This is a genomic window from Aphanothece hegewaldii CCALA 016 (assembly GCF_003007785.1).
Lineage (GTDB): Bacteria > Cyanobacteriota > Cyanobacteriia > Cyanobacteriales > Microcystaceae > Chroococcus > Chroococcus hegewaldii.
Genome location: NZ_PXOH01000019.1, coordinates 43,265 through 60,817 on the forward strand (window position 1 = coordinate 43,265; position 17,553 = coordinate 60,817).

Below are 17,553 nucleotides of genomic sequence, written 5' to 3' on the forward strand. Positions count from 1 at the left end.
CGAACTTCGAGCCATTAGGACTAAAGACTGTGATAGGATGCGATTCGTACTCGCTCATCGTCTATTAGGAGAAAACCTTGGTGTTAAGGGTTGCTGTTGTTGGTTCAGGGCCAGCCGGATCTTCGGCGGCAGAAACGTTAGCCAAAGCCGGGATCGAAACTTACTTATTTGAACGCAAGCTAGATAATGCGAAACCTTGCGGTGGTGCTATCCCTCTTTGTATGGTCAGTGAATTCGACCTACCAGACGAAATTATAGATCGTCGGGTGAGAAACATGAAAATGATCTCGCCTTCTAACGTTGAAGTTGATATTAACCTAGATAGACAAGACGAATATATCGGAATGTGTCGCCGTGAAGTCCTAGATGGCTTTATGCGCGATCGTGCTGCCTCACTTGGTGCTAAACTAATTAACGGTACCGTCTATCAATTAGATATTCCAAGTAATAATACTGATCCTTATACCCTTCATTACGCCGATCACTCCAATGGCGATGCTCAAGGGGTGATGAAAACACTGAAAGTAGATGTAGTCATTGGTGCAGATGGGGCAAATTCCCGTATTGCAAAAGCCATTGATGCAGGGGATTATAATTATGCGATCGCTTTCCAAGAACGCATCCGTTTACCCGAAGACAAAATGGCCTACTATGAAAACTTGGCCGAAATGTACGTCGGTACAGATGTATCACCCGATTTCTACGCTTGGGTTTTTCCGAAATACGATCACGTAGCCGTCGGAACGGGAACCATGAAGGTCAACAAAACCATGATCAAAGACCTCCAAGCGGGTATCCGTCAACGTGCCGCCCGCAAACTAGAAGGCGGTCAAATTATTAAAGTAGAAGCCCATCCCATCCCCGAACATCCTCGCCCTCGTCGCGTCGTTGGTCGTGTTGCCCTCGTGGGAGATGCCGCAGGAACCGTTACAAAGTCTTCTGGTGAAGGTATTTATTTTGCCGCAAAATCAGCCCGTATGTGCGCTGAAACCCTTGTGGAAGTCACTAATGGCGGTCAACGTAACCCCACTGAAGATGAGCTAAAACTCTATCTAAAACGTTGGGATAAACAGTATGGTATTACCTATCTGGTATTAGACTTACTACAACGCGTTTTCTACCGTACAGATGCCACACGAGAAGCTTTTGTCGAAATGTGTTCCGATAAAGATGTACAGCGTCTCACCTTCGATAGCTACCTCTATAAAACCGTTGTTCCCGCTAACCCCCTAATTCAAATGAAAATTACCGCAAAAACGATCGGTAGTTTACTCCGGGGAAATGCACTCGCACCTTAATTCAATAATCTGTAAATAATAATTGTAGGGGTTTGGTTGCCAAACCCTTTTTAGTACGATTTTTTATAAGAGTTGAACCATTAATTGGGTTATCATGTTAGTCATCTAAACCACCGTAAAATTTATTTTACGGCTCATAGCCTAAGTCCGTTTTAACGGACTAAAAGCCTTAAAATTAGTCGGTTTTAACCGACTTTAGCTATAAGACAGGGATTTTAATCCCTGGCAGTATTAAGCTTTTAGACAATTACCTAAATAATTATTGCTCTTTTATTATCGTAGCATTTCTTCTCGTTGTCTGAGTTCGTATAAAAATTGAATTGTTACGTCTTCTAATTTTCTTTGACTAATTGGTTCGGCGAATTTATCAAAAGGATTAAAATCAACAATCTTCTCGCCTAATTGTGATCCCAACGGTTCTAAATGTTTACCTGGTAACTCTTTATGTAAAATTGGAAATTTTTTATTTTCCGATTTCAACTGTCCAATAAACCAGAAAACATCACCTTCTTTATCCTTTTCATTTCCTGCAATAGTATCTTTTTCAAAAGAAATTAAACCCGTTAATTGAAATAATATACTTCCTTCGACAAAACATTTAGTTTGAGCATTTGTTGGCAATACTCCCCAACCTTTTTTATCGAGAAACTTGGCAATAAAAGCTAAAGGTTTAGGAATTGCGCTTTGAGTATCACTAATATCAGGAGCAATTAATAAAGATGGTTGTCCTTTAATTGAGCGTTCTTCAAGAGGAATCATATTAACTGAGCGTTCAATTCTCATCAGCATTCCTTCCCTCTTATCTTTCGCACATTTTGTTAAAATGCTTTCCCATTTTTCGCCACTAAAAAACTCTAACAAAGTAATATATTTACATCCTAAACTATGACCTATCCAGAAATATTTCTGAGGATTGCGATAAATTTCAGCATCATATTTTCCTTGTTCAGTACGATTTAAATAATCAGCCATTTTAGCAATTTTTTCTCTTAAATCAATTTGTTCTTTTAATAAACTAATTGCAATCGGCCAATGACGAAAACCAAAGCGAAACGGCATTGCTACTATTGTATATCCTTCATCAAATAATCTCTCAAAGAAATATTGATAAAACAACGTTGGAAAGGTTCCAAAAAAAGCTCCACCGATAAATAATATTACGCCTTTTGGCTGTGGATGAAGGGCAACCCAACTAAAAGAGATTGGTCTAAACTTAAAAACAGTTTCCATTTTTTTAGGTCTCACAGAAATTTTGTATAAAATTAGTAGATAAGCCTTTATCTACTAAAAAATTTAGAAATTAAGGCTTATTTTATTAAATATAGACTAACTATTACTTCGAGTATCATTATTGAAATGAAAGTTCAAAAAGCGAACCACCATGAGCCGTAGGTAAAGCATAAGCAATTTGATCAAGTTGAACAGGATCTGCTTCTAAATTAGTATAAAATGTACCTCGTTGCTCAGGTGTAATCAAAAGTCTAGCCGAATTAAAACCCGTTGAAAGTGAAGAGATAAAGACTTCTACATATCCTCGTACCTCAAACTTTTTACCATCTAGTAACTCAGGTTTAAGAATATTCGGCTGTAGCAAAAATAAACCTGTTTCACTCGCGGGAATTGTTCGAGTAAATCTAATTTTATTTGGCGAAAAATCTGGTCTAATGTTAGCAATTAAATTAGTTTCTTTTACATCCAAAAAACCAATGAGATCTCCCGCAGCAGGAGCCTCTTTAGAACCCAGAAGATCTTTAATCTTTAGAGGAGGCTGAAGCACAACAGTAAATACTAAAGAGATGGTGGCATTAAAAGCATTTAGATTACTAATCGTTAAAAAATAGCCTTGAATAACAGTACGAGAAAGTTTGGTTATTTTGTCTTTTATTTCTCCAGGAATAGTAGCAGGTAAATCCATTTCTTCGGGAAGTTGTGGCTTAACCAAAAGTTCAAAAGTAGATACAAGCATATTGTCTTCTCAATCGCTATAAGTAATTTGGATTAGCTCCAATCTACTTATAAAATCGAGTAGCTACCACCTAAGTTTAGGAACTTAAGTAAGAACTTAAACAAACGTTATAATTTACCAATTCCACATCACAGGATTATTATCTAAATGATCACTAACTTGTCTACCAATCTTCTGTAAGTCTTCTTTTGATAGTTTTACTTCCAATATCTTCGTATTTTCTCCCGTACTGCGAAAACCTGTAATTATATTTGTTTAGAGTTACAGTAGAGATAGAAGCTTTAATGAGGGATCAGATGGATATAGGTGTTCCCAAAGAAATCAAAGATCAAGAATTTCGTGTTGGGCTAAGTCCTAGTAGTGTCAGAGTTTTACAAGAATACGGTCATAATATTTATGTCGAAACCAGTGCAGGGTTAGGATCAGGCTTTACAGACGAAGATTATATTAGTGCAGGTGCAAAAATTGTCAACAGTGCAGCGCAAGCCTGGGATCAAGAATTAGTCATTAAAGTCAAAGAACCTTTACCAGATGAATACACATTAATCCAAAAAAGTCAAATACTTTTTACATATCTTCATTTGGCGGCGGCTCGGGTTTTAACCGAACAACTCATAGAATCGGGCGTGAGTGCGATCGCTTACGAAACCGTAGCCCTTCCCGATGGCAGACTTCCCCTACTAACCCCCATGAGTATCATCGCGGGACGTTTATCAGTGCAGTTTGGGGCGAGATACCTCGAAAAACAACAAGGCGGGCGAGGTGTATTACTGGGTGGTATTCCAGGAGTGCGTCAAGGACAAGTCGTGATTCTAGGAGGTGGTGTCGTCGGCACAGAGGCGGCACGAATGGCGATCGGTATGGGAGCACACGTTAAGATATTAGACGTGAATGTTGACCGATTAGCCTATCTAGAAACGCTTTTTGGTTCTAGAGTAGAATTACTCTACAGCAACAGGGATCACATAGAATCAGCCGTCATTAATGCAGATTTACTCATTGGTGCAGTTTTAGTAACAGGAAGACGCGCCCCCATTTTAGTCACTCGTGATATAGTAAAAACAATGCGATCGGGATCAGTCATTATTGATGTAGCAGTCGATCAAGGTGGCTGTGTCGAAACCTTACACCCAACCTCACACACACACCCAACCTATGTCGAAGAAGGGGTTGTACATTTTGGTGTCCCGAATATGCCTGGTGCCGTTCCTTGGACTGCGACACAAGCCCTTAATAATAGTACCCTGCCCTACGTCGTAAAATTAGCTAATCATGGGCTAAAAGCTTTAGATCATGATCCTTCATTAGCCGGCGGTTTAAATGTAATCAATTCACGTTTAGTTCATCCGGCTGTACAAGAAGTATTTCCAGATTTAGTGTAGTAGTAGGGGTTTGGAGATTAAGCCCAAAAAACCTACAATTACCCATCATCACTCATTCAAAACCCAAATCTCGATCAATTGCTTTCCACAATCCTTAGAAAATGTTTAATCAGCATAAAATATCACTTATAGCAACAGTATATTTACGGAATTATGCCCCAGATAAAACATAGATTAATAATAAACAATTATAGAAGATGAAGCATTACAGCAATGATAAACCTCATGGTTAGGCGGTTGACGTACTCTTTTTTGATTCTCAACATCTTAAAAAAGAGCTACAATCATTTTGAGAAAGTTCATAGATACCAAATTTTTTTAAGAAGCTGGGTTCAAGTATTCCCGTTAACGCTCTTGTATCCATAATCTATAAATTTGTTATCATCAACAAGAAATTTAAAGTAAAAGTAGTTTAGTTAAATATTAATTTAGGAGTTCTGTAACATTATGGATTTTTTTATTGTAGGTACTAACGGTGCGGATCTGATTATTCCAGGCAATAATTCTGCTAGTAACGATCTCTTAGCTGGCGATGACACGATTATTGGTCTTCAGGGAGATGATACACTCGATGGTGGTAAAGGCGATGATTTGATCAATGGTAATCAAGACAATGATCGTTTAATTGGTGATGTTGGCAACGACACGATTGATGGTGGTAGTGACAATGACTTAATTTACGGAGATTATGTATCATTCAACTCAACTCTTTCCGATGGACTACTGTTGACTTCTATGGGACGAACTTCGGGAGCGACAATTTGGCGGATTCGGAATGGTTTTGACACATCGCAGAATGTAACCTTGAAAGCCTATGATGGCACCATTATATATTCAGGTAAAGTAGCTGCGAATACGAACTTTTATATTGCCTCATCCGTTATTGCTGGTTCCGCTACTCATATACTGCTTGATGGCTTGGGAAATCAGGTAGGAGTAAAAGCGGCAGGCACGCAATCCCTTAGCAGTTTTGATGATAACCTTAATGGTGGTAACAATAATGACACAATTTACGGTGGGCTAGGGGACGATACTATTAATGGTGGTGCAGGCCAAGACCTTCTCTACGGCGATGATGGTAACGATGTCCTGACGGGGGGAAATAATAACGATACCCTAGTAGGGGGATTTGGTGATGATATCCTAGTAGGGGGAAATAATAACGATATATTTGTCTTTGCCCAAGGGGACGGTACTGACATCGTGAACGACTTCCGTGCTGTAGGGGCGGGTACCGACTTGATTGGACTGTCTGGCGGTTTAACCTTCGGGCAACTAAGTTTTTCTCTTAACGACATATTAGTTGGTACAGAAGTCTTGGCAACACTGACTGGCTTTAATACGACGACGCTGACTGCGGCTGATTTCGTAACTATTTAGAATGCAGTCAGAAGATATTTGATTTGAAGGTGGGTTAAAAGCGTACCCACCTCACTGTTAAGTCGATGGTGTTGTATGAATCTTACGTTTTAAGAGTAGTCGCCGTACTCTTAAACCCCCATATAAGAATAATCCCAATACCAAAAATCCAGCAAAAATCGGAAGTGCGATCGCCAAAACCGAAAGCGCGATCGATGAAATTAATTCTAGAGTAGCAAAAATCGGATTTGCTAAACCACCTGTTGCCGTAGTAGAACCAATGCGAAAAATACTGGTTAGACTTTTAATCAGTCCGGCAGAGCCTCCACCAGCGATAATAGCCAGTGTCCATTGTATGAGAGGGTTCATATCAGGTGGCACAGTAGAAGCAGTAATAAACGCACCCACAGCAGCAGCGAGAGGAGTTGCGATCGTATCTAAAACATGATCCAATATGGGAATATAATAAGCCCCAATTTCCAGAAAACTCGCCACCGCAAAAACGATCAGAGATTCATTACTACCCACCCAATCAAAATTAGTCGGTAAGTCCAAAAATCCCGTTAAAGCTGCTAAACTCATAATCAGCAAAGGTATAAATACCCGAAAGCCACTAGCTGCACTAAGACTAATACCAAGTAATAAACTAATAATTGTATTAACGATCGTATATTGATTGAGAGAATCAAGCCCAACGGTGTCCATAATATCCCCTATATTGAACATCAAGTTTTTAATGTCATCATCACAGACACGCTTATTGTGACACTGAGCCATCAAACTCGGTATCGCTTTTTAGAATGATTTTTGAGCAATGTTTTTCTAAAATAATAAAAACCCCCTCCGTGTGGGAGAGAGTCAGCCATCGTGTGAACGAATCCTTGCTTGCTTCGCCTTTATATCTTATTAATGTTTAATAGGTTTCCACTTCCTGCGGATTGATGAAACCTTGGGTAGGAGCAAAATCACCCGTTAGAAGGAAGGCATTACTGATAAATTTAACTTTCAAAAATGATCATCTCATGACATCCATTTTGATTCGTCACGCTCTTATTAAAGATCTGCCAACCATTGTTAAGATTTATAATGCAGCGATTCCAGGGCGACAAGCAACGGGAGATTTAGAACCAATAACAGCCGAAAGTCGCATAACGTGGTTTAAACAGCATAGTCCAACATCTTATCCAATTTGGGTTGCTCAAAAAGAAAATCAAGTCGTCGGTTGGCTCAGTCTACAACGATTTTACGGTCGAGAGGCTTATGCAAAAACGGCGGAAGTTAGTGTTTATATTGCTCCCAATAATCAAGGTAATGGAATTGGTAAACAATTAGTCCAACATATGTTAGAGTCCTGTTCTACATTAAACATAACAACATTAATTTGTTTTATTTTTGCTCACAACTTACCGAGTTTATATTTATTTAAAACTTTTGGCTTTGAATCTTGGGGTTATCTTCCCCAAGTCGCTCTAATGGATGAAAACCATAGAGATTTAGTGATATTAGGACGAAAAATCTAAGTAGAGACGCGATAGATCGCGTCTTGAATAACTACTTAAAATTAGCGATCCTCGCAAACCCGGCAGGATCTAAACTAGCGCCACCCACCAAAACGCCATCAATTTCGGACTCTTGCATCAACTCATCAATATTATCAGCTTTGACCGAGCCACCATATTGAATCGGAACATCTTTATTGTTAAGTTGTTGACGAATTAAACCAACAACTCGGTTAGCTTCCGATGCTTCACAAGTGGCACCAGTTCCGATCGCCCAGATCGGTTCATAAGCAATCACAATATTATTTTGATCAACATCGACCATACCACGTTTAATTTGATTAATAATCACCGATTCGGTTTCGCCCGCATCGCGTTGTGATTTTGATTCACCAACACACAAAATAGGGGTTAAACCCGATCTTTGAGCCGATAAAAGCCGTAAATTAGCAGTTTCGTCGGTTTCACTAAAATATTGACGACGTTCGCTATGTCCGACAATGACATAATGGACACCGAGTTCGGTTAGCATAGAGCCAGAAATTTCTCCAGTATATGCCCCAAGTTTTTCCCAGTGAATATTCTGCGCCCCCAAACGAACCTGACCACCATGTAAGATTTGTGACATGATCGACAAAGATGTAAACGGCGCACATAGAACAATTTCTCTGCTATCGTCTGTGTCTTCTAGTTTCGACTTAAATATTTGCAGGAACTCTAAGGCCTCTGCCTGAGTTTTGTGCATTTTCCAGTTACCAGCAATGATAATTTTTCGCACAGCTTCTATAACGATCTCATTTCAATATTTCTTGTAAACATTAGTTTAAGGCTTCGAGTGCAATTGATGAAAGAGGTTGATCTAGTTTCTCCTCTTCTGATAGTGTTGAAGACTCATCTAACTCAGTTCGGTAATTTCCCTAGCCACTCATCTTTTATTACGGGTCGGAATCGAGGATGATAGAAGTAAGCCTAAAAAAGTTAACTAACTATCATAGCAAAAAATAAACTATTGTGAACCTTTTGATCCTTGCCAACGTCTAAAGCTATGAGTTAGTCTGGAATAAGTCAAACTCATAATGGCTTCGTATAAATTCCAGTTTTTCCATCTCAAGTTTGGGAAACATAAGAATAGCGACAGATCTTCTGCGTGTTTGAAGGAGTCACAACCACTAAAATGCCCACTGCAAAACTCAACCCGAAACAAGCCAACCCGACCCTTTCTGCTGATATGGTGCGTACCTATCTGCATGAAATTGGGAAAGTTCCCTTGCTAACTCATGAGCAAGAAATCGTGTATGGTAAGCAAGTTCAAAAGATGATGACCCTGTTAGAAAAAAAAGAAGAACTAGCAGCAAAACTCGGCTCTGAACCCAATCAAACCGAGTGGGCTGAATCTGTCCAAATGAGCGAAGAAGAACTGAACAAAGCCATCAGTCAGGGAACTCGTGCCAAACGTAAAATGATCGAGGCCAACTTGCGCTTAGTTGTTGCCATTGCCAAGAAATATCAAAAGCGCAACATGGAATTTTTAGATCTAATCCAAGAAGGTAGTTTAGGATTAGAGCGAGGAGTAGAAAAATTTGACCCAACTAAGGGCTATAAATTTTCGACTTATGCCTACTGGTGGATTCGTCAAGCGATTACAAGGGCGATCGCTCAACAAGCCAGAGCGATTCGTCTTCCCATACACATTACCGAAAAACTGAACAAAATTAAGAAAACCCAGCGAGAACTCGCCCAAAAACTCGGACGCAGTGCCACACCAGGCGAAATCGCTCAAGCTCTTGATTTAGAACCAGCCCAAATTCGGGAATTCTTAAGCATTGCTCGTCAACCGATTTCGCTCGATGTACGAGTTGGTGATAACCAAGATACAGAGTTATCCGAACTTCTCGAAGATGATGGCATTTCTCCGGATCACTTCATCACTCAAGAAATGATGAAACAAGATATCGAGAATTTGTTAGCGGAATTAACCCCTCAACAACGTGAAGTCTTGTCCTTACGATTTGGTTTACGAGATGGTAAAGAACTATCTTTAGCCAAAATCGGACAACAAATGAACATTAGCCGCGAAAGAGTCCGACAGTTAGAACATCAAGCTTTAAGCTTATTACGCAGACGGCGTTCTAACGTAAAAGAATACATCGTAGCTAGTTAGCGCAATCTCTGAGAGTAGAAAAACGCGGTAGTCTAGAAAGGCTACCTTTTTTTTATGGCCTTATGTCTCAACTGACTCCCGAACAATACAAAGAAAAAATGCAGCGACGCAAAGAAATCCAAGAACAACGACTTCAAGAGCGATCGCTTTCCTTAGGCTTAATTATTGTCCATACGGGCGACGGAAAAGGAAAAACCACCGCCGCATTAGGTATGGTTGTTCGTTCCTTGGGACACGGATTTAAGTGCGCGATCGTACAATTTATTAAAGGAGCATGGGAACCAGCCGAAAAAGCCATCTTTAGCCAATGGCCAGAACAATTAGAATTTCAGGCAATGGGAGAAGGTTTTACATGGGAAACCCAAGATCGAGACAGAGACATCCAAAAAGCTCAAGAAGCTTGGCAAAAAGGCTTAACATATCTTAAAAACCCAGAATATAAACTAATTCTGCTCGACGAAATCAATGTCGCTCTCAAACTAGGATACTTGGAGGTTCAAGACATTGTAGCGGGACTCAGCCAAAAACCCGAACAAACCCACGTAATCTTAACAGGTAGAGGCGCACCCCCAGAACTGATTCAAGTCGCTGATCTCGTCACCGAAATGAAACTGATTAAACATCCTTTCCGAGAACAAAAAATTAAAGCTCAACCAGGAATAGAATTTTAATCATTATTTTTCGCTAAAACTATTGACAAAATGACCTAAAAGTGCATAAAAAATAAAAAGAAAAACATCTCAACAAAATGTAAAAATTATCTTAAGATTATCAAATAGGACTTTTGAAAGTCCTATAAGAGAATAAACTTTCTTAACAGTAAACAAACCAATAAACCCAAAAAAGTCTTAGGAGGACATCTATGGCGCTCGTACCCATGCGGCTGCTATTGGATCACGCGGCAGAAAATGACTATGGAATTCCTGCTTTTAACGTAAATAATTTAGAGCAAATTATATCTATTATGCAGGCTGCTTCGGAAACCGACAGCCCAGTTATCTTACAAGCTTCTCGTGGCGCACGGTCTTACGCCGGTGAAAACTTCCTCCGTCATCTAATTTTAGCTGCTGCTGAAACTTATCCTAATATTCCCATTGCGATGCACCAAGATCACGGTAACAGCCCTGCCACCTGTTATTCTGCGATCCGCAACGGTTTTACTAGCGTAATGATGGATGGTTCCTTAGAAGCAGACGCAAAAACTCCCGCTAGTTTTGAATACAACGTTAACGTAACCGCAGAAGTCGTTAAAGTCGCTCATTCCGTTGGTGCGAGTGTCGAAGGCGAATTAGGTTGCTTAGGTTCACTAGAAACCATGAGTGGTGATAAAGAAGACGGTCACGGTTTTGAAGGAACTCTTAGCAAAGAGCAACTTTTAACCGATCCCGATCAAGCAGTAGAATTCGTTGAAGCGACTCAAGTAGACGCTTTAGCCGTAGCTATTGGAACCAGTCACGGTGCTTACAAATTCAGCCGTAAACCCACAGGTGAGATCCTAGCGATCAGCCGTATCGAAGAAATTCACCGCCGTCTACCAAATACCCACTTAGTCATGCACGGATCATCTTCCGTTCCCCAAGAGTGGTTAGACATGATCAACCAATATGGCGGTCAAATTCCTGAAACCTACGGTGTACCCATCGAAGAAATTCAAAAAGGTATTAAGAGTGGTGTTCGTAAAGTCAACATCGACACCGACAACCGTTTAGCGATCACTGCGGCTATTCGTGAAGCAGCGTTCAAAGATCCTTCTAACTTTGACCCCCGTCACTTCATGAAACCTTCGATCAAATACATGAAACAAGTTTGCGCCGATCGTTACAAAGAGTTCTGGGCGGCTGGCAATGCAAGCAAGATCAAACAAGTTAGCTTGGATGAATTTGCTGCTAAATACGCGAAAGGTGAATTATCTTCTACCGCGAAAAAAGCAGTTACCGCATAAACTCAATCTAATCCGATTCGTTTATTTATTAAAATCAAGGTAGTTTTAGGGCTACCTTGTTTTTTTGTCATTATTTAATCTAAGTTTTGCGGTTGTAGGGGGTTTAGTCTGTCTACCCGATTTTTTGATTAGTTTAAATCAAACAACAGAACCTCTGCGTTGTTTTCGGCTATCAAATTAATTTCCGTTTCATCACTGATAGCAACTCCATCACCTGCATCTAAAGAAGTACCATTAAGACTTACTTTACCTCTAGCAACTTGTAACCAAGCATGACGATTTTCAGGTAAATTGTAGGAAAGACGATCGCCTTCTTGCAACATTCCAGCATATAATTTAACGTCTTGTTGTAGCGATACAGCATCATTTTCTCCTTCTGGTGAAGCGATTAATTTTAATTTTCCATCAAGTTCATCAAGATTTAATTTTTGTTGTTCATAACTTGGTTGAATTCCTTTTTTGTCTGGAATAATCCAAATTTGTAATAAGTGTACAGGTTCGGTTTCACAGGGGTTATACTCACTATGTAAAATTCCTGTACCCGCGCTCATTTTTTGGATTTCTCCAGGACGAATAATCGAACCATTTCCGATACTGTCTTTATGTTCTACCGCACCGTCTAGAACATAGGTTATAATCTCCATATCTTTGTGTCCATGAGTGCCAAAACCTGCACCCGGAATCACCCAATCTTCATTAATGACGCGCAAACTCCTAAACCCCATAAAATTAGGATCTTGATAGTTAGCAAAAGAAAACGTATGATAACTATTTAACCAACCGTGATCAGCATGTCCTCTTTCAGATGATTTGCGAACGTTAATCATTGCTGTTATCCTCAAAAATCTTTTCTTCTCTAATTTCAATTTAAACAAATTCTTTTTAAAATAGTAAGTACGCACAATTAAGTTAGTTAGTTACCTAAAAGATACTATGACACAACAAGAGAGCAAAATATTGTCTAAATGTCCTGCCGAAATTGCTCTAAAAATCATTAATGGACGTTGGAAACTTTTAATCTTAAAAGAATTATTTTCAGGAACAAAACGCTTTAATGAACTTCAACGAGCCTTATCAGGAGTAACCCAAAAAGTTTTAACCCAACAACTCAGGGAATTAGAATCAGATGGGATTATTAATCGTACTGTTTATCCAGAAATTCCCCCAAAAGTTGAATATTCTCTTACCGCTTTAGGTGACAGCTTAAAACCTTTAACTGAGGTAATGCACGATTGGGGAATCAATCAAACAAAACAATTTTAGAGCATCAGTTGTCTGACTAAAATGAACGATGAAAATCCCACTTTCTTTGATCTTCAGAGATTTTTTTCACCAAACAAACATTACTAGAAAACATTTTAAATTTTAAGTCATTTATCTCAAATGGATTTTGCATAAATCTTTTTGAAATTCTCCATAACTGTGTACTAAGTTGTTCCTCGATTTTAACTGGTATTAGTTCATAGTTTCGGTTTGTCAAAACAAAAGATACAACCTTTCTTACACTCGGCATCCAAATGTCATCAAAAGCTATGTAACCTCCCACAGACAATAAATGATCGATATAAAAAAAATCAACTAAAGTATAATCAAATAGATGATTTCCATCAATAAAAGCAAAATCAATTTTTTCCCCTTGTATAAATAACTGTGGTAAAACTTTATCAGAGCGCTCCTCAAAAAATCTTAATTTATTTTCTAGACCTGCTCTTTTTATATTAAGTAATCCTATAGATTGCCACTTTTGAGATTGTTTAGGATCAATAGCGGTATGATAGCCTGAGCCAGCATCCTGATGCGCTTGGCAGATAAATAAGCTAGATAAACCATAAGCCATGCCAATTTCTAGAGTATTTTTTAGAGAATATTTATTAATAGTTTCTTTTAAGAAAAGACCTATTTTGAGAGGAGTAGCTGTTGGAAAAGGATCAATTAAATTACCTTGGCTGTCTTCGACACGACCTACTGTATAAATATGCTCTAGTAAAGAGTTCATAACTTACCTCTTATTCAAAATAAGTGTAGATTATAGCTTTTCAACTAAAATAAATCAACCTAAAATAATATTTCTAATTCAAAAATTTTTAGTTTAGGTTAAATGTTATATATAATTTAAACATTTTCTGTTGCTAAAAGCTAGAATAGAAATTGGCAAAAAATCTGAAGAGGCTGATTAAATAATACGTCCGACTATGCAAGAATGGATTATTTATAAAGAATTTCGCTTTGAGGCAGCACACAAATTACCCCATCATGAGGGAAAATGTCGCCGTTTACATGGACATAGTTGGGTAGGACGAATTTATGTTAAGGGAAATGAATTAATGACTGAAGGCTCTCAGCAAGGTATGATTATTGATTACGGAGAAATAAAAAAATATATTGAACCACTTTTAGATCAATTTTTAGATCATTATTATTTGAATGAAACGACGGGTTTAGAAAATCCAACGAGTGAACTTTTAGCAAAATGGATTTATGAGCAGTTAGAATCGGCTAAACTTCCTGGTTTATATGCAGTAGAAATTCATGAAACTTGCACATCTGGATGTATGTATCGTAAGTTGGACTAATGTACAGAGCTTTGATAAAATAAGTTAATAACTAAAATTCCAACTAAAATTAATCCGATACCAATTTGTCTGGCTAAATCGAGAGATTGCTGATCAACAATTTAACCAAAAAATGGCATAAATAATTTTAATTGGAATGGTTTTTAAGGTTAAATATATATAAAAATATTCATCTAATGTAAATTCTTTTTGTAAAATAATGGAGCCAATAAAGTTTCAACGAATACAGAGAGCATTAATCCTAATGATAAACCAGATAACAAACCTAAAACTAGATTTTTTTGGGGAGAGGGATAAGCTGAATATTTAGAAAGTTGTGGTTTGGATAAAATTTGCCAAGGTGATGATTGAGAATTTTCATTTCGTAACTGTTCTTGTGTTTTTAAAAATTGATTAAAATCGGATGTTTCTTGATTAATTTTTTGTTGTAATTCTTCATAACGACGAGTTAAAATAGGTAATTTTTCCATTTGAATTTTTAGCGTTTTTATTTGTTCTTCTAACGCTGTTTTTCGGCTTTGCAATACCTGAACTTGATTAGCAGCTTGGATATATTGTTGGTTTAAAGAAAGACGTAAAGCGTTAGGTATAGTAGTAATTTTTAATTGTCCTTGTTGATTTTGTGGGATTTTGCTTTCTTCTTTTTTAATTAAATTTTGTAAGCTTTTTTGTTGTTCCTTTAAAACTTGAATATTAGGACTAGCTTCTAAATAAATCGACGATTCTTGAGCGAGTATAATTTCGACTTCTTGAAGTTGTTTAACTAAACTTTGATAGTAAGGGGATTCAGTTAAATCACCTGATGCGATCGCTTGTTCGGGAGTGACTTTCAATTGTTGTTCTAGGGTCTTAAATAAAGTTGTTGTTTCTTGTAACTGAATTTGTGTTTGATACAACTCCATTTCTAATTTAGCTAATTGCTCTTGTTTTAACTTTTCTTGTTGCTCAGGATTATATAAACGATAAGAAGAACGAAAATTATCTAATTTTTTTTGAGATTGTGTAACTCGTTGCTGTAATTGAGAATATTCTTGTTTAATTAGACCAGATTGCTGATTAAATTGAGATTGATGAGATTTCACCCCGTAATGAAGATACCCATTAGCGATTTCTTTTAAAACTAGCTGAATTTTTAGAGGATCTTGATTGATATAAGCAACTTCAACAATTTTAGTATTTGACAATTGCTTAATTGTTAAAGGGCTTTTTGTCGAATTAATTAAGTCAGGTTCTTGAAGCAAAAATTTATCTAAAATTGGCTTTAAAAGTTGAGAACTTTGTAATAATTCAACTTGATTTTTAAGCTCAACCTCACTTGCTCCAGATGAGATCGGTGCTAAAAGAAGATAAAATTTACCAACATATTTAGTGTCGCTTTGCCAGAGCCACCAACACGCTCCCGCTATAACTCCTAGTGTAATTGCCGTGAGCAGTCGTATTCGATAACCTAAAATTTTATTAACTTGATTTTGATTATTATTGAGTCGCCAAGAACGAGAATGAGTAGTTTCGGTAGGATTCATAATTATTTCACATCACTTTATGTTAATGCCGATTAGCGACCAAACAAGCTAAAAATATTAAAAATACTAAAAAATCCGCCAACTGCCGCGCCAATGGGACTAAAAAAGGTGCTGAGTGTATCTCCGGCTGCTGTTAAACGGTTGCGCTCAACAAAAATCACATCATTATTTTGCAGTGAAGGATTATTTTCTGGTGTAATTCCTTGAGCTAAATCGATTTTAATTTCGCGTCTCGTCACTGAACCATCTCCATTAAGGCGAAGTAACTCTACTGTTCTCGCGTCTGCCCGTTGGTGATCAAACCCACCCGCCGCCGCAATAGCTTGATTTAGGGGTGTATTAGGCGGAATTTCGACGAATCCTGGTTTTTCCACCTCACCAACAACATTGACGCGAATCGTAGCCGCCGAAAAACTTGCACTTGCTAATGCTTCAGCTTCAGAGACATTAATTTCGTCTACTTTAGGAATGTTAATCATGTCACCCTCTTGCAAGATGATATCTTCTTCAATATTTCCCGTTTGTAGTAAATTCCATAAATCAATATTAAGTGCTTGGAGACTACCATCACGGTTATAACGATTAACAGTAATGCGACGAACATCCGCAGTCTGTTTGATGCCGCCCGAAAAACGTAAAGCAAGGGTTAGTCTGGGGGGTTGTCGCTTAGTTGTGCCTGTAGTGCCACCTGTAAGACCTGCAACGGTGTCTGGAGAGACTTTATAAGATCCGGGTCGATTGACTTCACCAATGACTGTAACGCTGATTTCTCGATCAGCCTGAATGCCAAAATTAGCATCAGCGAGTTGTCGTAATTCATTGGGATCTATGGGATCTTTCGTCGGAATCACAATTTGATCGCCATCTCTGAGGGAGACATCCTGGGCGAGATTTCCGAATAGAATCAAATCCCATAGATTGAGCGTCCAGATTTTTTGGGTTCCTCTAACGTTTCGTCTGAGTTCGATTTGTCGAATATCAGCAACGGTTGTAATTCCTCCAGCAGAACGAATCAAATCACTGAGCAAAGGAAATTTACCATCCGAAAGTGCTAAGGTATAAGAACCAGGGTTGTTAATTTCTCCAGCGATCGCAACTTGTAGGGGACGAGGACTGAGCAAATTTACATTAATAATCGGTCGTTTTAGGAAGTTTGCATATCGTTTTGAGAGTAAGTCGCTCAGTTCACCTGTTGTTAAACCCGCTACTTTGATCATTCCCAACAACGGCATTGTGATCGTTCCATCGGCTAAAACCAAACGCTCTCCACTAAAATCGGCTACCTGAAACACCGACACAGAAATGCGATCGCCTGCTCCCAGTGTATAGTTAGTGGTTTCGATCGACTGTATTTTTTGAGTGATTCTTGGGTTTTCTTCAACTGGGCGAAGCGAACGGGGTGACTCTTGGGCTAGACTATAAAAGCAGAAAGTTGTATTAGTTAGTATACTAACTAGCCCGATTGTCCCAAAATAAAAAGAATTCCTAGTTTTTTTGAGGAAAATTCTTTTAAGCATCCCAATTTTTACATTTATTTTTTATTTTTATTATCTTAACATTAACGAAAGAAAAAACATGACGAATAAGCAAAAATTCCCATTTTTATTAGGTTCAAAATGGACAGCTAAACAAAAAACTTGGGGCTGGCGACATTTTCAGGTTGTGAATCGAAAAACTCAGGGCAAATGGGTTTTTGCTGAAATGATGTCATCTTGTGATTCCCAAGTCCGTTTCTGGATTAATGCCAAACAACTGAAAGATAAAAACCTTTGGGATGCTGGCTGGAAAACTTTAACACAAATTAATCATCCAGAAATAGAAGATGATGTAATTCTTTACGATTAATGAGC

At 38.3% G+C, this 17,553-nt stretch carries 18 protein-coding genes; 10 read left to right on the forward strand and 8 right to left on the reverse strand.

Translation table 11 applies throughout. The annotated features are described in order from the left end of the window. Positions 1-77: 77 nt before the first annotated feature. On the forward strand, positions 78-1,298 hold the full coding sequence (gene chlP, locus C7H19_RS16175) for a geranylgeranyl reductase (RefSeq protein ID WP_219907665.1): 1,221 nt from the start codon (positions 78-80) through the stop codon (positions 1,296-1,298). 273 nt (positions 1,299-1,571) lie between these two features. Here the strand turns inward: chlP and C7H19_RS16180 are convergent, their stop codons facing one another. After that, positions 1,572-2,528 carry a DUF1350 family protein gene (locus C7H19_RS16180; RefSeq protein WP_106457963.1) on the reverse strand — a complete coding sequence of 319 codons (957 nt, stop codon included), beginning with the start codon at positions 2,526-2,528 and terminating at the stop codon, positions 1,572-1,574. 118 nt (positions 2,529-2,646) lie between these two features. After that, complete coding sequence (locus C7H19_RS16185; protein ID WP_106457964.1) at positions 2,647-3,264, reverse strand: hypothetical protein; 618 nt, start codon at positions 3,262-3,264, stop codon at positions 2,647-2,649. A gap of 296 nt (positions 3,265-3,560) precedes the next feature. Here C7H19_RS16185 and ald point away from each other — a divergent pair, with 296 nt between their 5' ends. Both ald and C7H19_RS16200 read left to right on the forward strand, forming a co-directional pair. Beyond that, positions 3,561-4,646, forward strand: coding sequence for an alanine dehydrogenase (ald, locus tag C7H19_RS16195; RefSeq protein WP_106457965.1), 1,086 nt, complete (start codon positions 3,561-3,563; stop codon positions 4,644-4,646). Positions 4,647-5,093: 447 nt separating this feature from the next. Then, positions 5,094-6,026, forward strand: coding sequence for a calcium-binding protein (locus C7H19_RS16200; RefSeq protein ID WP_106457966.1), 933 nt, complete (start codon positions 5,094-5,096; stop codon positions 6,024-6,026). A 57-nt stretch (positions 6,027-6,083) separates the two neighbouring features. Here the strand turns inward: C7H19_RS16200 and C7H19_RS16205 are convergent, their stop codons facing one another. After that, on the reverse strand, positions 6,084-6,710 hold the full coding sequence (locus C7H19_RS16205) for a DUF4126 domain-containing protein (protein WP_106457967.1): 627 nt from the start codon (positions 6,708-6,710) through the stop codon (positions 6,084-6,086). Between the two features lie 326 nt (positions 6,711-7,036). Here C7H19_RS16205 and C7H19_RS16210 point away from each other — a divergent pair, with 326 nt between their 5' ends. Beyond that, complete coding sequence (locus C7H19_RS16210) at positions 7,037-7,525, forward strand: GNAT family N-acetyltransferase (protein ID WP_181280644.1); 489 nt, start codon at positions 7,037-7,039, stop codon at positions 7,523-7,525. A gap of 31 nt (positions 7,526-7,556) precedes the next feature. On the opposite strand, the gene tpiA is transcribed toward C7H19_RS16210, so the two are convergent. Next, entirely contained in the window at positions 7,557-8,282 is a 726-nt protein-coding gene (gene tpiA, locus C7H19_RS16215) for a triose-phosphate isomerase (RefSeq protein WP_106457968.1), read from the reverse strand. A gap of 396 nt (positions 8,283-8,678) precedes the next feature. Between tpiA and C7H19_RS16220 the strand changes: the two genes are divergently transcribed. The 3 genes from C7H19_RS16220 to fba all read left to right on the forward strand — a co-directional run bounded on the left by C7H19_RS16220 (position 8,679) and on the right by fba (position 11,607). Beyond that, the gene (locus tag C7H19_RS16220; RefSeq protein ID WP_106457969.1) at positions 8,679-9,665 is read left to right on the forward strand and encodes an RNA polymerase sigma factor, RpoD/SigA family; all 987 of its coding nucleotides are present in this window, start codon (positions 8,679-8,681) and stop codon (positions 9,663-9,665) included. Positions 9,666-9,727: 62 nt separating this feature from the next. Then, the gene (cobO, locus tag C7H19_RS16225) at positions 9,728-10,336 is read left to right on the forward strand and encodes a cob(I)yrinic acid a,c-diamide adenosyltransferase (protein WP_106457970.1); all 609 of its coding nucleotides are present in this window, start codon (positions 9,728-9,730) and stop codon (positions 10,334-10,336) included. Positions 10,337-10,527: 191 nt separating this feature from the next. Next, on the forward strand, positions 10,528-11,607 hold the full coding sequence (fba, locus tag C7H19_RS16230; RefSeq protein ID WP_106457971.1) for a class II fructose-bisphosphate aldolase: 1,080 nt from the start codon (positions 10,528-10,530) through the stop codon (positions 11,605-11,607). Positions 11,608-11,735: 128 nt separating this feature from the next. Here the strand turns inward: fba and C7H19_RS16235 are convergent, their stop codons facing one another. Continuing rightward, entirely contained in the window at positions 11,736-12,434 is a 699-nt protein-coding gene (locus tag C7H19_RS16235) for a pirin family protein (protein WP_106457972.1), read from the reverse strand. Between the two features lie 106 nt (positions 12,435-12,540). Between C7H19_RS16235 and C7H19_RS16240 the strand changes: the two genes are divergently transcribed. Continuing rightward, positions 12,541-12,870: a winged helix-turn-helix transcriptional regulator gene (locus C7H19_RS16240; protein WP_106457973.1), complete on the forward strand. Its 330-nt coding sequence runs from the start codon at positions 12,541-12,543 to the stop codon at positions 12,868-12,870. A gap of 16 nt (positions 12,871-12,886) precedes the next feature. On the opposite strand, the gene C7H19_RS16245 is transcribed toward C7H19_RS16240, so the two are convergent. Next, entirely contained in the window at positions 12,887-13,603 is a 717-nt protein-coding gene (locus C7H19_RS16245) for a class I SAM-dependent methyltransferase (RefSeq protein ID WP_106457974.1), read from the reverse strand. Between the two features lie 196 nt (positions 13,604-13,799). Here C7H19_RS16245 and queD point away from each other — a divergent pair, with 196 nt between their 5' ends. Next, positions 13,800-14,180: a 6-carboxytetrahydropterin synthase QueD gene (gene queD, locus C7H19_RS16250; protein ID WP_106457975.1), complete on the forward strand. Its 381-nt coding sequence runs from the start codon at positions 13,800-13,802 to the stop codon at positions 14,178-14,180. A gap of 173 nt (positions 14,181-14,353) precedes the next feature. On the opposite strand, the gene C7H19_RS16255 is transcribed toward queD, so the two are convergent. After that, on the reverse strand, positions 14,354-15,703 hold the full coding sequence (locus C7H19_RS16255; protein ID WP_106457976.1) for a GumC family protein: 1,350 nt from the start codon (positions 15,701-15,703) through the stop codon (positions 14,354-14,356). A 32-nt stretch (positions 15,704-15,735) separates the two neighbouring features. After that, positions 15,736-17,220 (reverse strand): polysaccharide biosynthesis/export family protein, encoded by a 1,485-nt coding sequence (locus C7H19_RS16260; RefSeq protein WP_106457977.1) that lies wholly within the window; start codon positions 17,218-17,220, stop codon positions 15,736-15,738. A gap of 58 nt (positions 17,221-17,278) precedes the next feature. Here C7H19_RS16260 and C7H19_RS16265 point away from each other — a divergent pair, with 58 nt between their 5' ends. Continuing rightward, positions 17,279-17,548 carry a TIGR02450 family Trp-rich protein gene (locus C7H19_RS16265; protein WP_106457978.1) on the forward strand — a complete coding sequence of 90 codons (270 nt, stop codon included), beginning with the start codon at positions 17,279-17,281 and terminating at the stop codon, positions 17,546-17,548. Positions 17,549-17,553: the final 5 nt, after the last annotated feature.

Bases quoted from the DNA above. Each gene is read 5' to 3' on its own strand.
- C7H19_RS16200 (WP_106457966.1), top strand. From the start codon at position 5,094: ATGGATTTTTTTATTGTAGGTACTAACGGTGCGGATCTGATTATTCCA.
- C7H19_RS16265 (WP_106457978.1), top strand. From the start codon at position 17,279: ATGACGAATAAGCAAAAATTCCCATTTTTATTAGGTTCAAAATGGACA.
- fba (WP_106457971.1), top strand. From the start codon at position 10,528: ATGGCGCTCGTACCCATGCGGCTGCTATTGGATCACGCGGCAGAAAAT.
- C7H19_RS16235 (WP_106457972.1), bottom strand. From the start codon at position 12,434: ATGATTAACGTTCGCAAATCATCTGAAAGAGGACATGCTGATCACGGT.
- C7H19_RS16185 (WP_106457964.1), bottom strand. From the start codon at position 3,264: ATGCTTGTATCTACTTTTGAACTTTTGGTTAAGCCACAACTTCCCGAA.
- C7H19_RS16255 (WP_106457976.1), bottom strand. From the start codon at position 15,703: ATGAATCCTACCGAAACTACTCATTCTCGTTCTTGGCGACTCAATAAT.
- C7H19_RS16260 (WP_106457977.1), bottom strand. From the start codon at position 17,220: ATGCTTAAAAGAATTTTCCTCAAAAAAACTAGGAATTCTTTTTATTTT.
- C7H19_RS16220 (WP_106457969.1), top strand. From the start codon at position 8,679: ATGCCCACTGCAAAACTCAACCCGAAACAAGCCAACCCGACCCTTTCT.
- ald (WP_106457965.1), top strand. From the start codon at position 3,561: ATGGATATAGGTGTTCCCAAAGAAATCAAAGATCAAGAATTTCGTGTT.
- C7H19_RS16240 (WP_106457973.1), top strand. From the start codon at position 12,541: ATGACACAACAAGAGAGCAAAATATTGTCTAAATGTCCTGCCGAAATT.
- queD (WP_106457975.1), top strand. From the start codon at position 13,800: ATGCAAGAATGGATTATTTATAAAGAATTTCGCTTTGAGGCAGCACAC.
- C7H19_RS16180 (WP_106457963.1), bottom strand. From the start codon at position 2,528: ATGGAAACTGTTTTTAAGTTTAGACCAATCTCTTTTAGTTGGGTTGCC.
- cobO (WP_106457970.1), top strand. From the start codon at position 9,728: ATGTCTCAACTGACTCCCGAACAATACAAAGAAAAAATGCAGCGACGC.
- C7H19_RS16245 (WP_106457974.1), bottom strand. From the start codon at position 13,603: ATGAACTCTTTACTAGAGCATATTTATACAGTAGGTCGTGTCGAAGAC.
- C7H19_RS16205 (WP_106457967.1), bottom strand. From the start codon at position 6,710: ATGGACACCGTTGGGCTTGATTCTCTCAATCAATATACGATCGTTAAT.